Source organism: Lentzea indica, from assembly GCF_012184385.1.
Lineage (GTDB): Bacteria > Actinomycetota > Actinomycetes > Mycobacteriales > Pseudonocardiaceae > Lentzea > Lentzea indica.
Genome location: NZ_VSRL01000193.1, coordinates 1 through 17,187, shown reverse-complemented (window position 1 = coordinate 17,187; position 17,187 = coordinate 1). Strand labels below are relative to the sequence as shown.

Genomic DNA, 17,187 nt, shown 5'->3' with positions numbered 1-17,187 from the left:
CGACCAGCGCGGCGGCCTCACGCACGCGAGCCGTGATCCGGCCGCCGGGCGAGACCAGGACCTCCGTCGTCCAGGCCGGCGGCTTCAGCAGCGCCTCCTCGATCACGCCGTCCGCCCAGGCCAGGCGCGTGGCGTGTTGCTCACCGCCGACCTCCAGCGTCCAGTCCCCGAACCCGCGCACACCGACCAGCATCCGCGCCGGCTCGGACAGCACGACCTCGCCGGACACCTCGATCGACGCGGCACCCTGCGCCCACCCGCCGTACGCCGCGAGCTCGGCGATCTCCAGCTCACGCGACGCCAGCACCTCGCCGGACGCGTCGAACGTCGTGGCACGGATGTCCTTCAGCACCCCGGCACCGGGAGCGGTGTGCCGCAGCCGTACCTCCACGCCGTCCACAACGGACACGCTGTCGCCCAGCAACGTGGTGAGACCGTCGGCGATGCTGACGACGTGCGGCGGCCGCAGTCCGGCCGACCCACCGCCCTGCGCGACGGTGTCGATCGCGTGCCGGCCGATCAGCGCGACACGGGAGGCGTTGAGCGGCAGCACACCGGAGTTCGTCAGCACGGTCATGCCGCCCGCGGCGAACCTCCGCAGCTGCTCACGCCTGATCGTGCTGTCCGGCGCGGGAAGGCCTTGCGGCCACGAGCGTTCGCCGCCGAGCGCCCCGGTCCTCGACGCCAGGAGCAGCAGGCGCCGCAGGTGGTCGTCGATCGTCGACTCGTCGACCTCGCCCGCCTCGACGGCCGCGACGAGCTTGTCCTCCCACGGGCCGCCAGGACCGGGCATGACCAGGTCGAGGCCGCCGTTCGCGCTCTCCGCGGTTGATGAGGTGGCGAACCAGTCGGACATGACCAGGCCGTCGAACCCCCACTCGCCCTTCAGCACGCCCTCGACCAGCTCGGTGTGCTCGGTGGCGGGGATGCCGTTGACCTTGTTGTAGGCCGCCATGATCGCCCACGGCGAGGAGTCCTCGACGACGATCTCGAACGGCAGCAGGTACACCTCGCGCAACGTCTTCGCGTCCAGCACCGAGCTCGCCGTGTGCCGCTCGGTCTCGGACTCGTTGGCCACGTAGTGCTTCGGCGTCGCAGCGATGCCCTTGTCCTGCAAGCCCCGCACGTAGGCGGCGGCGAGCTCGCCGGTGAGCAGCGGGTCCTCGCTGTAGGCCTCGAACAACCGGCCGCCGAGCGGCGTGCGGTGCAGGTTGATCGTCGGGCCGAGCACGACGTGGACCTGCTGCGCGGCAGCCTCGTCCGCGAGCACCTCGCCGACCTCGCCGGCCAGCGCCGTGTCCCAGTGCTGGGCGAGCAGCGTGGCGTTGGGCAGCACGCAGGCGATCACACCGCCCCTGAGCTCGGCGCCGCGGACACCGGTCGGGCCGTCGGACAGCTTCAGCGGCGTCAGTCCGATCGCCGGCTCCGGCCACAGGGCGAAGAGCGCGGAACCCGTCAGCAGCCGCACTTTCCGGGACAGGTCCAGGCTCGCGATCCGCTTCTCGATGTCCATGCCGTCGAGCACACCAGATCCACCGACCGAGTGGTCGGTCGGTAGACCGTGCCGTGACCGTTCGGTGATGTGGCCGTGATCTGTGCCATGGCATGGCACACCGGCGGCACGCCTCTTCTTGTGTCCAAGGGGAGGGGAATGAACATGAAGGTCGAGGTGCGGCTGCTCGGGCCGCTGGAAGTGCGCGGACCGGAGGGCCCTGTGCGCTTCACGGGGGCGCGGCGGCGGGCGGTGTTCGCGTTGCTGGCGCTGAGAACCGGCCGGCTGGTGTCGAGATCGGCGCTGGTCGACGGCCTGTGGGGTGAGGACGTGCCGCCGACGGGGACGAAGACGCTGCAGGGACACGTCGCCAAGGTCCGCAGGGCGCTCGAGCTGGCAGGGGCGGACGGCGTGGTGGTGACGCGCGAACCCGGTTACCTGCTCGACGTCACGCAGGTCGTCGTCGACGTCGAGGAGTTCGACGAGCACCTGCGGTGTGGCAGGTATGCGGAGGCATTGCGGATGCACCGCGGTGATCCGCTCGCGGACTGCCCGGTCGAGGGCTGGGCGAGCGCGGAGATCGTGCGGCTGCGGGAGGCGCTGGCGTTCGCGGAGGAGAACCACGCGGCGGCGCTGTGCCTGGACGGCCGGTACGCCGAGGCGATCGGGCAGCTGGAACGGCTGGTCGCGCTGTATCCGTTGCGGGAGTCGTTGTGGGACCTGCTGATGGAGGCCCAGTACCGGGCGGGCAGGCCGGGTGACGCGCTGCGGACGTACCGGCGGGTGCGGGCGCTGCTCGTGGAGGAGTTCGGCATGGAACCCGGCGACGCGTTGCGCCGCAGGGAAGCCGCCGTGCTGGCGGGATAGACCAGAGCACCGCGGCTCGCTTTGGGGGTGCGAGCCGCGGTGCTGGTCACGGCACAACTCTTGGGGGGAGCGAGCCGTGAGTCTGTTGGACTCTAGAACGGGCTGTGCAGTTCCCTCGACTTGAACGTCTTGGTCGACGTGCGCTGGTCGAACAGGCGCACGCGGGCGTACAGCTCGTCTCCGCCGTCCGGGTCCTCGTCGAGCGCGTTGTACGGCACGCGGATGCTGAACTGAGCGCTCAGGCCGTTGTCGTTCGAGTTGACCCAGGCGAGCGGGACCCTGAACTCGGCGTTGTCGAACCAGTCCGCGCCCATGGCCCACGCGTCGACGGGGTCGCCGGCCTGGGCGATGATGGCGTCCGCGTCAGCGCGGGACATGCGGACGTCGATGCCGACGCTCACGTCGTAGAGGTCGCTGCCGACCTTGTTGATCGTGAAGCAGATGACGTGTCTGTCGTTGTTCGAGCACGTCGTCTTCGCCTGGGCCGCACCGGCCGTGACGGTCATGATGCCGAGGGCCGCGAGCCCCATCACGCCGAAGCGCGTGAAGCGCTGCAGCACTCCCTGCTTGTCCATTGTTCTCCTTGTGCGTGCCGGGCGCCCCACCGGCGCCCCCCGTGCACAAATTTCTACGGACCCGCGGTGGCGAACCGGCTGCCGTCCGGTGGTCAAGATCGACTTGGCTGGTACGAACAGCGGTAGCCGGTGGTCACGGCGTCGCGCAACGCGTCCGCTGTGGACCGTTCGGTCATCGCGATCGTGTCGATGGCGCGCCGGATCGCCTTGCGCACAGCGGTTCTGGCGCGTTCGGCAGGCCCGGCGAAGTTCCTGCCGCGGCCACCCATCCCCGTCTCGCGTTCCAGGTGGCTGAGCAACGCCTCCAGCTCCGCCTCGAGTTTTCCTGCGCCCACGGGGTTTTCGTCGATCTGCGCGCGGAGGTCGCGGATGCGGGTGAGGTAGGCGGCGCGGGCCACGGGGTCGAGCACCGGCTGGTTGCCGCTGTTCTCCCCGCCGACGAGCTCCAGCGCGGGGATCTCGGTGCCGGGATTGGCCACGAGTCGCGCCAGGTACCGCATGCCCACGAGGTCTTCGACACGGATGTCCTTGCCGCGGTGGGACACGACCCACCAGCAACCATCGCGGCGGATCGAGATCCGGTCAGCCACCCCGTCGCGAGCCTGTGTCCACAGCTCGGCTCGTGCGGTCATGCCGATCGCGGTCGCGTCGGTGATGGCGACGTCGAACAACTCCCGTCCCCGCTCGCCACCCACGGTCTGTGCGAGGGTTGCGCGGGCGTAGGCGGTCATCGGCCGGTTGCCCAGCCGGATGTTGATGGTGACCGCGCGCTCCAGGTGTGCGGTGGCGAGGTCGTTGTCGCCGAACGTCGTCGCGGCGATGCCGAGCAGCAGTTCGGTGGAGCCGAAGCAGACGATCGCGGTGGCCGGCACGACCGGCAGGTCCGCGAACGGTTCGAGCAACCCGTGGGCCTCCCGGGCGATCTCCGCCTCGCCGAGGGCGGCGGCCACGTGCACCACGCAGAACATGCACGTGATCCAGGTGCTGGACAACGGAAACCGCCGTGAGCCCGTTGATCGTCAGTCGGTGCAACGCCGAACGCGCCCGGTCTCGTTGCCCTGCTTCAAGTGCCAGCAACGCGTGGGCCGCTTCGAAGCTGAACTCCAGGTCCGGCAGCGTGGGGGAGTGCGTGACCTGCTCGGCCAGGTCGACCAGCTCACCGCCGCGGCCCTGCAGCCACCGGATCGCGAACAGGTGCGTGCTGTGGAACGTCTCCGCGTCCACGTCTCCGGCTTCGAGCCCGATCCGCAGACAGGCCAGGGACTTCTGCTCGGCCTCGGCGAACCGCCCTGCCCGGATCGTCCGCATGACGTCCATCGCGGCGTGGAAGAAGAGCAGTGCCGGATGACCGGCCGCCCGCCTGGCCAGCTCGACCTGCGACCGTTCCGCATGCGGGTCGCCCAGGCAGAACAGGTCCATCGTGCGCCGGCACAAACCGCTGAGCGCCAACAGGTCCAGCCCCGCCGCCGACGCCACCGCGATCAGCTCGCCGGTCAGCGCGAGCCGGGCGACGGCGTGCTCCGGTGACCACAACGCGTGATGCGCCAACGACAAGGCCTCTGCCAAGGTCAATTGGTCACCGGTGTTCCTGGCCCGCTCCAACGCTTCCAGCACGCTTTCCGTCTCGCGCCGGTCGTAGGCTTGTTCGGCCGCGAGCCGCACGCTCAACCTGGTGCGCAGCGGCTCCGCGGGACCGGTGGCCAGTGCATTGCGCAGCCTGGCGATCGCGAGAGCGCGGTCGGCCCTGCCGCGGAACTTGTTGACCCACATGCCCGGCAGCCCGAGCGCCGCCTCCGGGTCACCGTCCCTGGCCGCCTGGTCGAGCAGGTCACGCGCCTCGGTGATCCCGCCCTTCGCCAGCACGGCGTGAGCCCGCTCGACGAGACGGACCGTATCGTCCAGTGAGGTGGTCCCGGTGGAGGTGGCAACGATGACCACTGGCAGGTGGTGGACGTTCCCGGCCACCACCTGGGTGAGTTGGAACGCCTCTTCTCCCGCCACGTCGATGTCGTCGACGAGGATCAACGCCGGTGCCGCCGACAGCACGTCGAGGACCTTCTGCGCGCAGACCTCGGGATCGGCGTCGAGCGCCGCCGCGTCACCGCCCAGCCCGGCGAGGATCGCGTGCCACGGCCAGAACGCGGGTGCGTCCGCGCGGCAGCCGACCCAGGTGACGGCGAACCCGTGTGTGCGCGCCAGTTCCGCCGCCTGGATCAGGTACTGCGTCCGTTCGGCTCCCGCGGGTTTGTTCACCGCGAAGAGCTGACCGGTTCCCCGCTTCGCCCGTTCGAACGCCGACTCCGGCAGCACCGCTTCACCCTCGAATGCACTTCCTCAGCCAGGACCCGGAGGAACCTAGCGGAGACCGGAGACCGCCACGTACGCGGTCGACACGCATCTAAGGACGAAGTTTCTGGTTCAGAGATACGAACAACGGATCTGTGTACTCCGTGATCCGTGCGTGGTCCCGCGCGATCGACGCGTACGCCTCGACCGCGGGGGAGGGCGTGAAGACGTCGGCGGTCGTGACCATCGCCTTCACCGCGGTGTCCCAGTCGGAGTGCACGCCGCTCCCGACCGCCGCGCAGATCGCCGCGCCCAGACCGGCCGCGTCGCTCATCCTGGTGCGGCGCACGGGACGCGCGAACACGTCGGCGAAGATCTGCATCATCAGGTCGGACCTGGACCCGCCACCGGAGATGATCAGCTCGGGGAACTCCCGGCCCAGCGCACCGGCCATCGACGTGCTGTGCCGGTGCATGGTCAGTGCGATGCCCTCCAGGATCGAGCGGTACACGTGGTGGCGGCCCTGGGTGCCGTCGAACCCGAGCAACGCGCCGCGCCGGCACGGGTGGTCCGCGGGTGCCAGCCAGTCGAGCACGGTCATCAGCCCGCCGCAGCCCGGTTCCACGGTCGCGGCGCCGGACTCCAGCTCGCCGAGATCGGAGTCCACCAGCTGGCGGTACCAGCTGACCGTCCACATCCCGCGCCGGATTCCGTTGCTCTCGTACAGGTATTTCCGCGGCACAGAACCGAAGTTCGACCAGAACCGGCCGGCGGGATCGACGGTGTGGCGATCACCCGTGGTCATCGCGGCGATGTAGGTGCCGAGCGACACCAGCAGTTCCTCGCCGAGCCCGCTGCCCAGCGCCTCGACGGCCTTGTCGTTCGAGGTCGCGTACACCGGGAGCCCGGCGGGCAGTCCGGTCACCTCCGAGGCCTCGCCGGTCACGTTCCCGAGCAACGCACCGGGGTCCACGAGATCGAACAGCTGCTCGCGGCGCATTCCGGTGTCCACATAGGACGGTGACACGTCCGGCCACCGCCATGTCTCGTGGTCGATGGGCCACATGCCCTCGTAGTTGCCGGCGGTGTCGCGGCGCTCGCCGGTGAGCCGGAACGTCACGTACCCCGACGAAGTCGAGACGAACCGGTTCGTCTCGTCAGCCCGTTGCGGCTGAGCGAGCCTGTCGTCCATCCAGCTCAGCATCGGCTCCGCGAGCAGGCCGTTCTCGTTCAACAGCGCTCGGCAGAACCGGATCGTGCACAGTCCCACGCCCGCGATCTCGCCAGGAGCACCGGTGAACCGTTGCATCGCCTCGGTGCAGGCCTCCGCGATCGAGTCCCACACATCATCGTCCGGGTGCACGACGTGGCCGGGCAGCGGGTGGACGTACGGCCGCAGCGGGCGCTGGGCCGAGGCGTGCACCCTGCCGACCTCGTCGACGATCGAGACCTTCGTGCTCTGCGAGCCGTTGTCGATCGCGATCAGGTAGCTCATGACACGGGGTAGATCGTGCCGGCGTTCATGATCCCGTTCGGGTCGAACCCGCGCTTGAGCACCTCGAGCAGGTGGTACGCGCTGCCGTGCTCCTCGCGGGTCCACGGCGTGCGGTACTTGCCGATGCCGTGATGGTGCACCATCGAACCACCCAGCCGCAGTGCTTCCTCGACGATGATCGCGTTGAGCGGGATGTGGTACTCGGTGATCTCCCGCTCCGGCGGGCACTTGATGTCGTAGTCGTAGACGAAGTAGAGGTTCGTGCCCGTTTGGTAGCTGTGCGAGGAGTGCGCGCCGAGCAGGGTGAGGTCGGCGGCACGGGGGAACTCCGTCTTGACCCGGTGCATGACCGCGTCGTACAGCGCGGTGACGTTCGACCAGTCGACCGAGACTTCGGTGGTGTAGCCGAGGTTCCGGGACTCCAGCATGGCCAGCTTCTCCGCGTCGATCTTGTCCTGGCCCCAGTTGAGGTTCTCGAACCAGTCGGCGATGAGCCGCGGGTCGACGATGTCGGCTCCGTCGAAGGTGTTCTCGATCGCCTCCGCGGTGGCCCGTGCGATGCCCTCCGGCCCTTCCGCGATGAGCACGACCACGTTCTTGTTCTGGGAGAAGTGGCTGAAGTGCTGGTTGGCGTCCTCGGGGGAGTAGACCCGGCACACCGACGGGCGATACCCGTCGGTGATCAACGTGCGCAGGCGCTCCACCGCGTCCTCGAGGTCGTCGAGAAGATAACCGAAGTAGCGGTTGTTCTCCGGCTGGTACCGGAAGACCTTCACGGTGACCTCGGTGATCACGCACAGCGCGCCCTCGTTGCCGATCACGACGTGCCGGATGTCAGGACCGGCCGCGCGGCGGGGCACGTTCTTGATCCGGCTGACCGTGCCGTCGGGGAACACCGCCTCCAGGCCCACGACCATGTCCTCGATACCGCCGTACAGCGTGGAGAACTGGCCGATCGACCGGGTCGCCACGAGTCCGCCCATCTGCGCGAGCGGCTTGGACTGCGGCGAATGGCCTGTGGTGAGGCCCTGTTCGCGGAGGGCGTCTTCCAGGCGCTGCAACGGGACGCCGCACTGCGCGGTGACCATCATGTTGACCGGGTCGATGCTCACGATGTCGTCCATTGTGGAGCCGTCGAGCACGATGGTGTTTTCCACCAGGGTTTCCAGCCCGCCCTCGGTGGCGGTGCGGCCGGTGCGCGGGACGACGTTGATCCGGTGCTCGTTGGCGAACGCGAGCACCTTGCTGACTTCCTCGGTGCTGCCGGGGCACACGATCGCGGCCGGGATCGGGCCGGTGAAGATGCCGTGCACGGAGGTGTACTTGCGGAACCTGTCGACGCTCGCGTCCCGCAGTTCGTGCTCGTCGGTGTCGACCTTGGTGGTGCCGAGCAGGTCGACGAGCCCGGCGACGATCTCGGCGCGGCTCAGGTCGGAAGCGGAGGGAACGGCCTGTGGCGGTGCGGGGAACATGGCTCTGCTTTCGGAGAAGAGTCAGCGGACGAGATAGCCGCCGTCGACGACCAGCGTGTGGCCGTTGACGTAGTCGGAAGCACGGCAGGCCAGGAACACCAGTGCGCCCATGAGGTCGCTCGGGTCGCCCCACCGGCCGGCCGGGATGTGGTCGATCACCCGCTGGTTCGCGGCGGGGTCCGAGCGCGTGGCCTCGGTGATCTTCGTGGCGAAGTAGCCCGGCGCCAGCGCGTTGACCTGGATGTTGTGCTGCGCCAGCTCGTCGCAGTAGGCCTTGGTGAACCCGGCGATGCCGTGCTTGCTCGCGGCGTAGGCGGGGGACTGGCGGCCGCCGAGGAACGAGAACAGCGACGCGATGTTGATGATCTTCCCGGACCGCTGGGGGATCATGTACCTGGTCGCCTCGTGCGCCAGCTCGAAGGCCGCTGTGAGGTTGATCGCGATCATCGGGTCCCACTTGGACCTGTCGAACGTCTCCACGTCATCGAGCAGGCTGATGCCGGCGGAGTTGACGACGATGTCAACGGATCCGAGCTGTCCGGCGCAGGCGTCCACGACCTCCGCGCACGTGCCGGGTGCCGTGATGTCCGCTGTCATCTCCGCGAACCGCTGGCCCTGCGCTTCGACGAGTTTCTGGGTCTCGCCGTCGTCGGACACCAGGCTCGGGACGAAGACGTCGGCGCCGGCCGCGGCCAGGCCCAGCGCGAACGCCTGGCCCAGCCCGGTGTTGCCGCCGGTGACGATCGCGTTCTTCCCCTTGAGGGAGAAGAGATCCAATCCGAAGTCCATCACATGCTCCCGAACGGATCAGATATCGCGACATAGGTGGTTTCGAGGTACTCCTCGATGCCCTCGGCACCGCCTTCGCGGCCGATGCCGGAGTGTTTGACGCCGCCGAACGGCGCGGCGGGGTTCGACACGATTCCCGTGTTGAGGCCGAGCATTCCGGTCTCCAGTGCTTCCGCCAGACGCAGACCCCGGTTGAGGTCACGGGTGTAGGCGAAGCAGACCAGGCCGTACTCGGTGGCGTTGGCGAGGCGGACCGCCTCCTCCTCGGTGTCGAAGGTGACGATCGGCGCGACCGGTCCGAAGATCTCCTCGCTCAGCAGCCGCGCATCGGGAGCGACGTCGGTGAGCACGGTCGCGGTGTAAAAGAACCCCTTGCCCTCCAACGCGTTTCCGCCCAGCACGATCCGAGCACCGGCGCCCACCGCGTCGTCGACGAGTTCGGTGACCTTCGAACGGGTCTTCGCGTCGATCAACGGGCCGAGCGGGTAGTCCTTCATCCGGGCGGCCAGCTTCGCCGTGAACTCCTCCGCGACCGAGGCGTGCACCAGGAACCTGTTCGCCGCAACGCACGCTTCACCGCCGTTGCGCAGCTTGGCCAGCACCGCCCCGTCGGCGGCCGCGTCGACGTCGGCGTCCTCGAAGACGAGGAACGGCGCGTTGCCGCCGAGTTCCATCGAGACCCGGAGCACCTGGTCGGCGGACTGCGCGATGAGCTTCCTGCCCACCGCCGTCGATCCGGTGAACGACAGCTTGCGCAGCCGCGGGTCGGTCAGCAGCGGGCCGGTCACCGCACCCGGATCAGTCGTGGTGATCACGTTCAGCACACCCGCGGGAAGCCCCGCCTCGGTCAGCACCTCGGCGAACAACAACGCCGTCAACGGGGTGAGCTCGGCCGGCTTGAGCACCATCGTGCAGCCGGCTGCGATCGCCGGGGCGATCTTGCGCGTGGCCATCGCCAGCGGGAAGTTCCACGGCGTCACGAACAGGCAGGGCCCGACCGGTCGCTTCACCGTCACCAGCCGGTTGCGGCCGTCCGGCGCGGTCGTGAAGCGACCGGAGATCCGTGGTGCTTCCTCCGAAAACCACCGGAGGAACTCGGCGCCGTAGGCCACCTCGGCCCGCGACTCGGCCAGTGGCTTGCCCATCTCCGAGGTGATGAGCTGCGCGAACTCCTCGGTCCGGCCGGTGATCAGCTCGAAGGCCCTGCGCAGGATCTCGGCGCGTGCACGGGGGGCGGTCCTGCCCCACGCGGTCTGGGCGGCGACAGCGGCGTCGAGCGCACGCGTGCCGTCCTGAGACGTGGCTTCGGCGACCTGCGCCAGAACCTCCTCAGTGGACGGATCCAGCACCTCGAAAGTGCGGCCGTCGCTCGAATCGACCCACTTGCCGTCGATGTACAACTTGGTGAGCATGGCGTGTCCCCTCACAGCCTCAGGTCGACCCCGATGAGGCGCTCGTAGAGCTTCATCGGGGTCATCTCGCCCGCCTTGTCGCCGTACGCGGCACGGGCGCGGCGGAAGATCTGCTCGACCAGTGCGGACAGCTCGGCGGGCACCCCGACCGAACCCGCGAGGTCGACCGACAGGCCGAGGTCCTTGCACGCCAGCGCGATCGCGAAGCCCTCGTCGTAGTCACCGTGGTCCAGCACGGACAGCACGTCGTGCTCGACGAAGTTGCTCCGCGCCGGGCTGTTGACGAGCGCGTTCCGCAGTACACCCAGGTCCACACCCGCCTTGACGCCGATCGCGAGCACTTCAGCCGTGGCGACCAGGTGCGAGAACCACAGCTGGTTCAGCATCAGCTTCACCGTGTACCCCGCGCCGTGCGCGCCGACGTGCAGGATGCGTTCCCGATCACCCATGGCCTCGAACACCGGCGCGAGCCTGGTCACGTCGTCCGCGTCACCGCCGATGAAGATCTGCAACGTGCCGTTGGCCGCGCCGGTGGACATCCCGCTGACCGGGGCGTCCAGCACGTGCAGGCCTGGATTGGACTTGCGGACCTCGTCGGCGACATCCGGCACCGACGTGGACATGTCGATCCACGTGCCGCTGGGGACGATCCCGGCCAGTACACCGGCCTTGCCGTTCATGACCTCGGAGACGTGCCTCGGCGTGGGCAGCATGGTGATCACCAGGTCGCTGTCGGCGGCGACCTCGGCCGGCGTGTCCGCCCATCTGGCGCCGCCGTGGATCAGCTCGGCCGCTTGTTCGCGACGGATGTCGTTGACCACCAGCGTGAACCCGGCCTTCTGGAGGTTGCGGGTCATGCCCGCACCCATGCTGCCGAGTCCGATGAAACCGACGGTGCCAGATTGATTCGATGCGGTCACGCTCTCTCCTCGGGCGTGTAGAAGGGGTTGCTCGGGGTGTCCTTCGCGGCGAGCACCGCGTCGATCGCCGGCAGGTCCAAGGCAGCGTTGGCAAGCGCGGTCCTGGTGGCCTCACGGTTGTTGCGGTACACGGCATCCGCGTCGTCGGCACCGGGGTTGACCCAGACCGCGGCGATCAGCACGTGCGTCGAGGTGTCCGGCTCCGGGATGTTGCCGTCCGCCACCGCGTCGGCGACTCCGGCGGCGACTCCGGCCTGCGCGGGCCCCCAGATCAGCAGTCCGTGGTCGTCGTCGGCAGGGGCCGCCTTCGTCACGAACAACGTCATCGGCTTGACCGGCAGCGAGGGCCGCAACACCGCGACGAACGGCACGTGACCAGCGGACGGCGTGGCCAGCGCGGTTGACCACGCGGTGCCCGCCGGCCCGTCGCGATGGCCCAGCACGGTGTTGATGTGGGCGGCGTTGACGCCCTCGCCGACGAAGCTCTCTCCGATCTGCATCAGATCAGCCCCTGCGCGGTCAGCCACTCCTGCGCGACGTCGTCGGGTTCGTCACCGTCGACGTCGACCTTGGCGTTGAGCTTCTGCATCTCCTCGGTGGTCAGCTTCGCCGCCATCGGGGCCAGCACGTCCGCGATCTTCGGGTGGCTCTTGAGCACGTCCGCCTGCAGCGTGAACCCGCCCTGGTAGATCGGGAAGAACGCTTTGTCGTCCTGCAGCACGGTCAGCCCGAGTGCGGCGATGCGGCCGTCCGTGGCGAACACCTCGCCGAAGTTGCAGTCCTTGCCGTCCTTGGTGGCGGTGTAGATGACGCCGGTGTCGAGCAGCTTCACGTTGTCCTTCGGCGCGTCGAAGCCGTAGGTCTTCGAGACACCGGGCCAGCCGTCGTCACGGGTGGAGAACTCGCTCTCGATGCAGAACGTGCGCTCGTTCGCCGGCAGCTTGGCGAGGTCGCTCATCTTCGAGACACCCAGCTCCTTCGCCTTCTCGTTGCGGATCGCGAAGGTGTAGGTGTTGTTGAACGGCGCGGGCGCGACCCACTCGATGTTCTTCGCGGCGTCGGCCTTCTTGACCGCGTCGAACTGCTCCTTGTCGGTCTTCAGCGGCTGGGTCTGCTTGTTGTAGGTGATCCACGACGTGCCGGTGTACTCCCAGTAGCCCACGAACTGCTTGCTCTCCAGTGCCTGCCGCACGTTCGCCGAGCCGACCAGCTTGGTGTTGGCCTCCAGCGTCGCGCCGTGCGCGTTGAGCAGCTTGGTGGTGAGGTGGGCGAGGATGTACTGCTCGGCGAAGTCCTTCGAACCGATCTGGCCGGACAGGCCCGCGAGGTCACCGCTCTTCGCGGTGGTGCTCGCGTTGGGGGAGCTGGAACAGGCAGCCAGTGTCAGTGCGACAACACCGATGAAGGCGCGCTTGTACATGGGAGGTTCCTTACGGCGGAGGTGTTTGTTACAGGCCACGAGGGCGGACGAGGTCCTCGACGAGCCCTGCGGCCAAGTCGATGAGGACGGCGATCGCGGCGACGAGCACGGCGCCGACGACGATCACGGGGTAGCGCTGGAGCTTCAGGCCGTTGACGATCATGTCGCCTAGCCCGCCGGCGTTGATGAACGTCGCGATGGTGGCGACGCCGACGGAGAACACGAGAGCGGTCCGCAGCCCGGCCAGGATCATCGGTGAGGCCAGCGGAAGCTCGATGCGCCAGAGGACCTGGCGCGGGGTCATGCCCATGCCCCGCGCGGCCTCGCGGGTGGCGTGGTCGACCTGTTCGAGGCCGGTCAGGGTGTTGCGCAGGACGGGCAGGAAGCAGTACGCGACCAGCGAGATCAGGGCGGTGTAGAAACCGGTCTGCCACACGATCGCCAGCAGGATCACCACACCGACCGCCGGTGTCGCCTGGCCGATGTTGCCCAGCGCGACGACTCCCGCGCGCACTGCCTTCGAACGGACTCGGTAGGCGGCGATTCCCGCCGGGATCGCGAGGAGAGCGACCAACCCGGACGAGATCACGGTGAGGATCACGTGTTCCTGCGTGCGGTCCAGCAGATAGCTCGTGTTGAGGGTTCGTTGTTCGATGGAGTCGAGCGTCAACGTGCTGACCCACAGGAACATCACGGCGACGATGCCGATGACTGCCAGCGGCGTGGCGATCCGGGTGGTCATGGCGCGTCCACCGGTTGCCTGGTGAGCGCGGCCGAGATCCGGGCGTGGGTGAGCGATCCGCTCGCGCCGGAGATGTTGACGCGGTCCGCGCCGGTGACCATCAGCAGGTCGAGCGCGTCCCGCAGCGAGGCGTCCGCGTCGAGGGCGGGTGCGGTCGCGTCGGGTGCGTCGAGCTCGACGTCGGAGATCGGGATGAGCGCGAGGCGCATGAGCCCCGCGCCGTGGCCGATGAAGCTCGACACGTAGTCGTTGGCGGGGTTGGCCAGGATGGTCGCGGGCGTGTCGAACTGCTCGATCTGGCTGCGTTCGCTCAGCACCGCGATCCGGTCGCCGAGCCGGACGGCCTCGTCGAAGTCGTGGGTGACGAAGATGATCGTCTTGCCGATGTCGGCCTGCAACTTGAGGAACTCGGCCTGCAGCTTCTGCCGGGTGATGGGGTCGGTGGCGCCGAACGGCTCGTCCATCAGCATCACCGGCGGGTCGGCGGCCAGCGCCCTGGCCACACCCACGCGTTGCTGCTGACCGCCGGAGAGCTGTTTCGGATAGCGGTGGGCGAACGTCGCGGGATCGAGCTGGACGGTCCGCAGCAGCTCGTCGACGCGGTCGTTCGTGCGCTCCCTGGACCAGCCGAGGAGCTTGGGCACGGTGGCGATGTTCTCCGCGATCGTCATGTGCGGGAACAGGCCGATCTGCTGGATAACGTACCCGATGTGGCGGCGGAGTTCGTTGGGGTCCAACGACAACACGTCGGTGCCGTCGATCGTGATCGAACCGGACGACGGCTCGATGATCCGGTTGATCATCTTCATCGTCGTGGTCTTCCCGCAGCCGGACGGCCCGACGAACATGACCAGCTCGCCGGGGTCGACCGACAGCGAGAAGTCCTCGACGGCCGCCTGCTGCTGGCCGGTGTACCGCTTGGTGACGTGGCTCAGCTCGATGCCGACTCCAGGCTCAGACACGGAGACCCCTCGAGGTGCTGTAGCGGGCGATCAGGACGAAGGCGCCGTCGATCAGCAGCGCCAGCAGCACGACGCAGAGCGTGCCGGTGAGCGCGAAGTTGAGCGCGTTGACCGAACCGAGTGACGACAGGCCCTTGAAGATGTAGAAGCCGAGACCGGGACCCGCGACGTAGGCCGCGATCGCCGCGATGCCGACGGTGAGCTGTGCGGCCACCCGGATGCCGGTGACGATCACCGGCCACGCGAGCGGAAGCTGGATGCTGAGCAAGGTTTTCGCGGGGGTCATGCCCATACCGCGCGCCGACTCGATGACGTGCGCCGGCACCTCCCGCAGGCCGACCACGGTGTTCCGCACGATCGGCAACAGCGAGTAGAAGACCAGTGACACCACGGTGGGCGCCCACCCGAGCCCGAGGATCGGGCTGAGCAGTGCCAGCAACGCCAGCGACGGAATGGTGATCGCGATGCCGGCGGCGGTGAGTGCCGCCGTGCGCGGCACGTTCCGATCCCAGACCAGCAGGCCGATCAGGACACCGAGCACGGTGGCCAGCGCCAGGCTCAAAGCCACCACGGCGAGATGTTGCAGCGTCAGCGTGACGAGGTCTTCCCAGCGGCGGGCAAGGAATTCGTCGAGCGTTCCGGTCACGGGTTTCGCCCTCCTTTCGGCGACGGTGCCGATGGCCGGGAACGGTAGATTTGCTGTGCTCTTATGCACAACAGCTGTTGGCAATATGGCAACACTCCTCGTAGAGTGCCCTGCCATGCAGGGATCTCGTCGCAACTCCGCAGGCCTGGCTCGGGACGTCGAGGTGTTGGAGGTGCTCGGCCGGCCGGAAGCCGTGCAGTCCGGCGGCCTGGGCGTCGTGCGGATCGCGGCCCTCGTGGGCAGGGACAAGACCGTCGTGTCGCGGACGCTCGCGACGCTGGGGGAGAGCGGGCTGGTCGATCGCGATCCGGAGACTCTGAGCTATCGGCTCGGGTCGCGGTTGTACGCGTTGGCCGCGCGGACCGCCGAAGGGGCGTTGGCGTGGAACGCGCGTGGACACCTGAAACACCTCGCGCAGGTGACCCGGGAGACCGCGCACCTTTGTGTGCTGCGCGGGGGCAACGTGCTGACGTTGCTGAGCGAGCTGAGCCCGAACCGCTTTCACACCACCGGATGGGAGGGCGTGACGACCGCGGCGTGGCGGACGCCGTCCGGGCGTGCGTTGATCAGCGACTGGGATCGCGAGTCGCTGTCGGTCTGGTACTCCGAGCACGGCCACGACGAGGCGGTGCTGGAGGCGGGAGAGCGGGCCGACTCGGTGTTCGCGGTGCTGGATCGGCCGTCACCGCGGCCGAACTCCATCACCGATGTGGATTCGCTGGTGGCTGAGCTTCGGCGGGTGCGGGAGCGCGGCTACGCGACCTCGGACGAGGAACTGGAGCGGGGTGTCGTGGCGGCTTCGGCGCCGGTGTACGACTTCACCTCGCGGATCGTGGCGGCGTTGAACGTGTCGGCGCCGAAGGAACGGATCGGGGCCCAGCTCGACAAGCTGGGCCGGATCGTGGCCGGTGCCGCGCGCGATCTCTCGGCCGCGCTCGGCCACCAGAGTTGAGCTGTGACGGCATGACCGGCGCGGCGTTCCGCTTGACCGTCCTGAAGAATCACCAGCCGTGCGAATCCTGATGCCCCTGCCCGACCACGACTTCGACGTCACCGAGGTCGCCGTGCGTGGCGCCTGCTGACCGATGCCGGCCACGAGGTGGTCTTCACGGCCGAGCACGGCGGACAGCCGCCCCAGGCGGACCCGCTCCTGCTCACCGGTGTCCTCTTCGGACAGCTCGGTGCCGAGCCGGAGCCCGCGCGGTTCTACCGGCAGCTCACCGAGGCCGCGGAGTACCGTGCGCCGATCGCGTGGGCGGATCTCGAGCCCGCGTTGTTCGACGGACTCGTGCTGCCCGGCGGGCACGCACCCGGCATGCGCCAGTACCTGGGTTCCCCGGTGCTGCGGGAGAAGGTCGCCGAGTTCTGGGCACTGGACCGGCCGGTGGGCGCGATCTGCCACGGCGTGCTGGTGCTCGCACGGGCGCAGGATCAGGGCACGGGCCGCAGCCTGCTCGCCGGGCGCCGCACGACGTGCCTGCCGAAGTACATGGAACGCACGGCGTACTTCCTCACGGCGTGGCGGCGCGGCCGGTATTACCGCACCTATCCGGCCTACGTCCAGGACGAGGTGGTGGCGAGCGGAGCGGCGTTCGAACGCGGGCCGGTCGAACTGTCCCGGCGCGGCACGGCGACCGACGACACGCCCGCGTTCGTCGTGCGCGACGGCAACTACGTGTCGGCCAGGTGGCCCGGTGACGCGTACCTGTTCGCCAGGACGTTCGCCGAGTTGCTCAAGCCGAGCTGAACGCACGTGCTGCGCCCTGCCCGTGCCGGTCATCTGGTGGACCATGGGGGAGGAGGGGCGGCAACTGAACGGTGGTGACCGCGATGGGCAAGGGACCCGCAGCCCCTGTTGTGGTGGGCGTCGATGGTTCGTCCGCGGCGCTGAACGCGGTGAGGTGGGCGGCCGACGACTGCGCCAGGCAGCACGTGCCGCTACGGCTGGTGCACGCCGTCCCGCGGCCGTTCCGCGGCCTGGGCAGGATGGCGCCCGACGGTGACGAGCTGCTTCAGGCGGTCGAGACGCAGGCCCAGCAATGGTTGCGGGCCGCGGCCGCGGTGGCCGGCGAGGTCGCGCCGGCGTCGAGCGTCACGACGAGGTTCGCG

Annotated in this window: 18 protein-coding genes; 4 read left to right on the top strand and 14 right to left on the bottom strand. The window is 68.8% G+C overall.

Annotated features, from left to right (window positions below):
* The coding region (locus FXN61_RS35835; RefSeq protein WP_167978378.1) for a glycoside hydrolase family 3 protein at positions 1–1,513 on the bottom strand (1,513 nt) is incomplete at its 3' end.
* A 138-nt stretch (positions 1,514–1,651) separates the two neighbouring features.
* Between FXN61_RS35835 and FXN61_RS35830 the strand changes: the two genes are divergently transcribed.
* Complete coding sequence (locus FXN61_RS35830) at positions 1,652–2,359, top strand: AfsR/SARP family transcriptional regulator (RefSeq protein WP_167978377.1); 708 nt, start codon at positions 1,652–1,654, stop codon at positions 2,357–2,359.
* A gap of 92 nt (positions 2,360–2,451) precedes the next feature.
* Here FXN61_RS35830 and FXN61_RS35825 read toward each other — a convergent pair whose 3' ends face one another.
* The 13 genes from FXN61_RS35825 to FXN61_RS35765 all read right to left on the bottom strand — a co-directional run bounded on the left by FXN61_RS35825 (position 2,452) and on the right by FXN61_RS35765 (position 15,078).
* Positions 2,452–2,934 (bottom strand): hypothetical protein, encoded by a 483-nt coding sequence (locus tag FXN61_RS35825; RefSeq protein ID WP_167978376.1) that lies wholly within the window; start codon positions 2,932–2,934, stop codon positions 2,452–2,454.
* Between the two features lie 92 nt (positions 2,935–3,026).
* The gene (locus FXN61_RS35820; RefSeq protein WP_167978375.1) at positions 3,027–3,566 is read right to left on the bottom strand and encodes a hypothetical protein; all 540 of its coding nucleotides are present in this window, start codon (positions 3,564–3,566) and stop codon (positions 3,027–3,029) included.
* Positions 3,517–5,244 carry a hypothetical protein gene (locus tag FXN61_RS35815; protein WP_167978374.1) on the bottom strand — a complete coding sequence of 576 codons (1,728 nt, stop codon included), beginning with the start codon at positions 5,242–5,244 and terminating at the stop codon, positions 3,517–3,519. Before FXN61_RS35815 ends, FXN61_RS35820 begins: the two co-directional genes overlap by 50 nt.
* A gap of 88 nt (positions 5,245–5,332) precedes the next feature.
* Complete coding sequence (locus tag FXN61_RS35810; protein ID WP_167978373.1) at positions 5,333–6,715, bottom strand: FGGY-family carbohydrate kinase; 1,383 nt, start codon at positions 6,713–6,715, stop codon at positions 5,333–5,335.
* The gene (locus FXN61_RS35805; RefSeq protein WP_167978372.1) at positions 6,712–8,187 is read right to left on the bottom strand and encodes an FAD-binding oxidoreductase; all 1,476 of its coding nucleotides are present in this window, start codon (positions 8,185–8,187) and stop codon (positions 6,712–6,714) included. Before FXN61_RS35805 ends, FXN61_RS35810 begins: the two co-directional genes overlap by 4 nt.
* A 21-nt stretch (positions 8,188–8,208) precedes the next feature.
* Complete coding sequence (locus FXN61_RS35800; RefSeq protein ID WP_167978371.1) at positions 8,209–8,976, bottom strand: SDR family oxidoreductase; 768 nt, start codon at positions 8,974–8,976, stop codon at positions 8,209–8,211.
* Positions 8,976–10,388: an NAD-dependent succinate-semialdehyde dehydrogenase gene (locus tag FXN61_RS35795; protein WP_167978370.1), complete on the bottom strand. Its 1,413-nt coding sequence runs from the start codon at positions 10,386–10,388 to the stop codon at positions 8,976–8,978. Before FXN61_RS35795 ends, FXN61_RS35800 begins: the two co-directional genes overlap by 1 nt.
* Positions 10,389–10,399: 11 nt before the next feature.
* Complete coding sequence (locus tag FXN61_RS55870; protein ID WP_312878250.1) at positions 10,400–11,308, bottom strand: NAD(P)-dependent oxidoreductase; 909 nt, start codon at positions 11,306–11,308, stop codon at positions 10,400–10,402.
* A complete protein-coding gene (gene fae / locus FXN61_RS35785; protein WP_167978369.1) occupies positions 11,305–11,808 on the bottom strand; it encodes a formaldehyde-activating enzyme in 504 nt (167 codons plus the stop codon). Before fae ends, FXN61_RS55870 begins: the two co-directional genes overlap by 4 nt.
* Positions 11,808–12,728, bottom strand: a complete 921-nt coding sequence (locus tag FXN61_RS35780) for a glycine betaine ABC transporter substrate-binding protein (protein ID WP_167978368.1) — start codon at positions 12,726–12,728, stop codon at positions 11,808–11,810. Before FXN61_RS35780 ends, fae begins: the two co-directional genes overlap by 1 nt.
* A gap of 28 nt (positions 12,729–12,756) precedes the next feature.
* The gene (locus FXN61_RS35775; RefSeq protein WP_167978367.1) at positions 12,757–13,470 is read right to left on the bottom strand and encodes an ABC transporter permease; all 714 of its coding nucleotides are present in this window, start codon (positions 13,468–13,470) and stop codon (positions 12,757–12,759) included.
* On the bottom strand, positions 13,467–14,432 hold the full coding sequence (locus tag FXN61_RS35770) for an ABC transporter ATP-binding protein (RefSeq protein ID WP_167978366.1): 966 nt from the start codon (positions 14,430–14,432) through the stop codon (positions 13,467–13,469). The genes FXN61_RS35775 and FXN61_RS35770 overlap by 4 nt, the downstream gene beginning before the upstream one ends.
* The gene (locus FXN61_RS35765; RefSeq protein ID WP_312878249.1) at positions 14,425–15,078 is read right to left on the bottom strand and encodes an ABC transporter permease; all 654 of its coding nucleotides are present in this window, start codon (positions 15,076–15,078) and stop codon (positions 14,425–14,427) included. Before FXN61_RS35765 ends, FXN61_RS35770 begins: the two co-directional genes overlap by 8 nt.
* 115 nt (positions 15,079–15,193) lie before the next feature.
* Between FXN61_RS35765 and FXN61_RS35760 the strand changes: the two genes are divergently transcribed.
* The 3 genes from FXN61_RS35760 to FXN61_RS35750 form a co-directional block, all read left to right on the top strand.
* On the top strand, positions 15,194–16,030 hold the full coding sequence (locus tag FXN61_RS35760) for an IclR family transcriptional regulator (RefSeq protein WP_223165739.1): 837 nt from the start codon (positions 15,194–15,196) through the stop codon (positions 16,028–16,030).
* 48 nt (positions 16,031–16,078) lie between these two features.
* Entirely contained in the window at positions 16,079–16,825 is a 747-nt protein-coding gene (locus FXN61_RS35755) for a type 1 glutamine amidotransferase domain-containing protein (protein WP_312878252.1), read from the top strand.
* 83 nt (positions 16,826–16,908) lie between these two features.
* On the top strand, positions 16,909–17,187 hold a 279-nt coding region (locus FXN61_RS35750; protein WP_167978363.1), incomplete at its 3' end, for a universal stress protein.

What these genes read in the sequence shown, in the direction of transcription:
- FXN61_RS35830 (WP_167978377.1), top strand. Translation starts at nt 1,652, where the DNA reads ATGAACATGAAGGTCGAGGTGCGGCTGCTCGGGCCGCTGGAAGTGCGC.
- FXN61_RS35825 (WP_167978376.1), bottom strand. Translation starts at nt 2,934, where the DNA reads ATGGACAAGCAGGGAGTGCTGCAGCGCTTCACGCGCTTCGGCGTGATG.
- FXN61_RS35820 (WP_167978375.1), bottom strand. Translation starts at nt 3,566, where the DNA reads ATGACCGCACGAGCCGAGCTGTGGACACAGGCTCGCGACGGGGTGGCT.
- FXN61_RS35810 (WP_167978373.1), bottom strand. Translation starts at nt 6,715, where the DNA reads ATGAGCTACCTGATCGCGATCGACAACGGCTCGCAGAGCACGAAGGTC.
- FXN61_RS35805 (WP_167978372.1), bottom strand. Translation starts at nt 8,187, where the DNA reads ATGTTCCCCGCACCGCCACAGGCCGTTCCCTCCGCTTCCGACCTGAGC.
- FXN61_RS35800 (WP_167978371.1), bottom strand. Translation starts at nt 8,976, where the DNA reads ATGGACTTCGGATTGGATCTCTTCTCCCTCAAGGGGAAGAACGCGATC.
- FXN61_RS35795 (WP_167978370.1), bottom strand. Translation starts at nt 10,388, where the DNA reads ATGCTCACCAAGTTGTACATCGACGGCAAGTGGGTCGATTCGAGCGAC.
- fae (WP_167978369.1), bottom strand. Translation starts at nt 11,808, where the DNA reads ATGCAGATCGGAGAGAGCTTCGTCGGCGAGGGCGTCAACGCCGCCCAC.
- FXN61_RS35780 (WP_167978368.1), bottom strand. Translation starts at nt 12,728, where the DNA reads ATGTACAAGCGCGCCTTCATCGGTGTTGTCGCACTGACACTGGCTGCC.
- FXN61_RS35775 (WP_167978367.1), bottom strand. Translation starts at nt 13,470, where the DNA reads ATGACCACCCGGATCGCCACGCCGCTGGCAGTCATCGGCATCGTCGCC.
- FXN61_RS35760 (WP_223165739.1), top strand. Translation starts at nt 15,194, where the DNA reads ATGCAGGGATCTCGTCGCAACTCCGCAGGCCTGGCTCGGGACGTCGAG.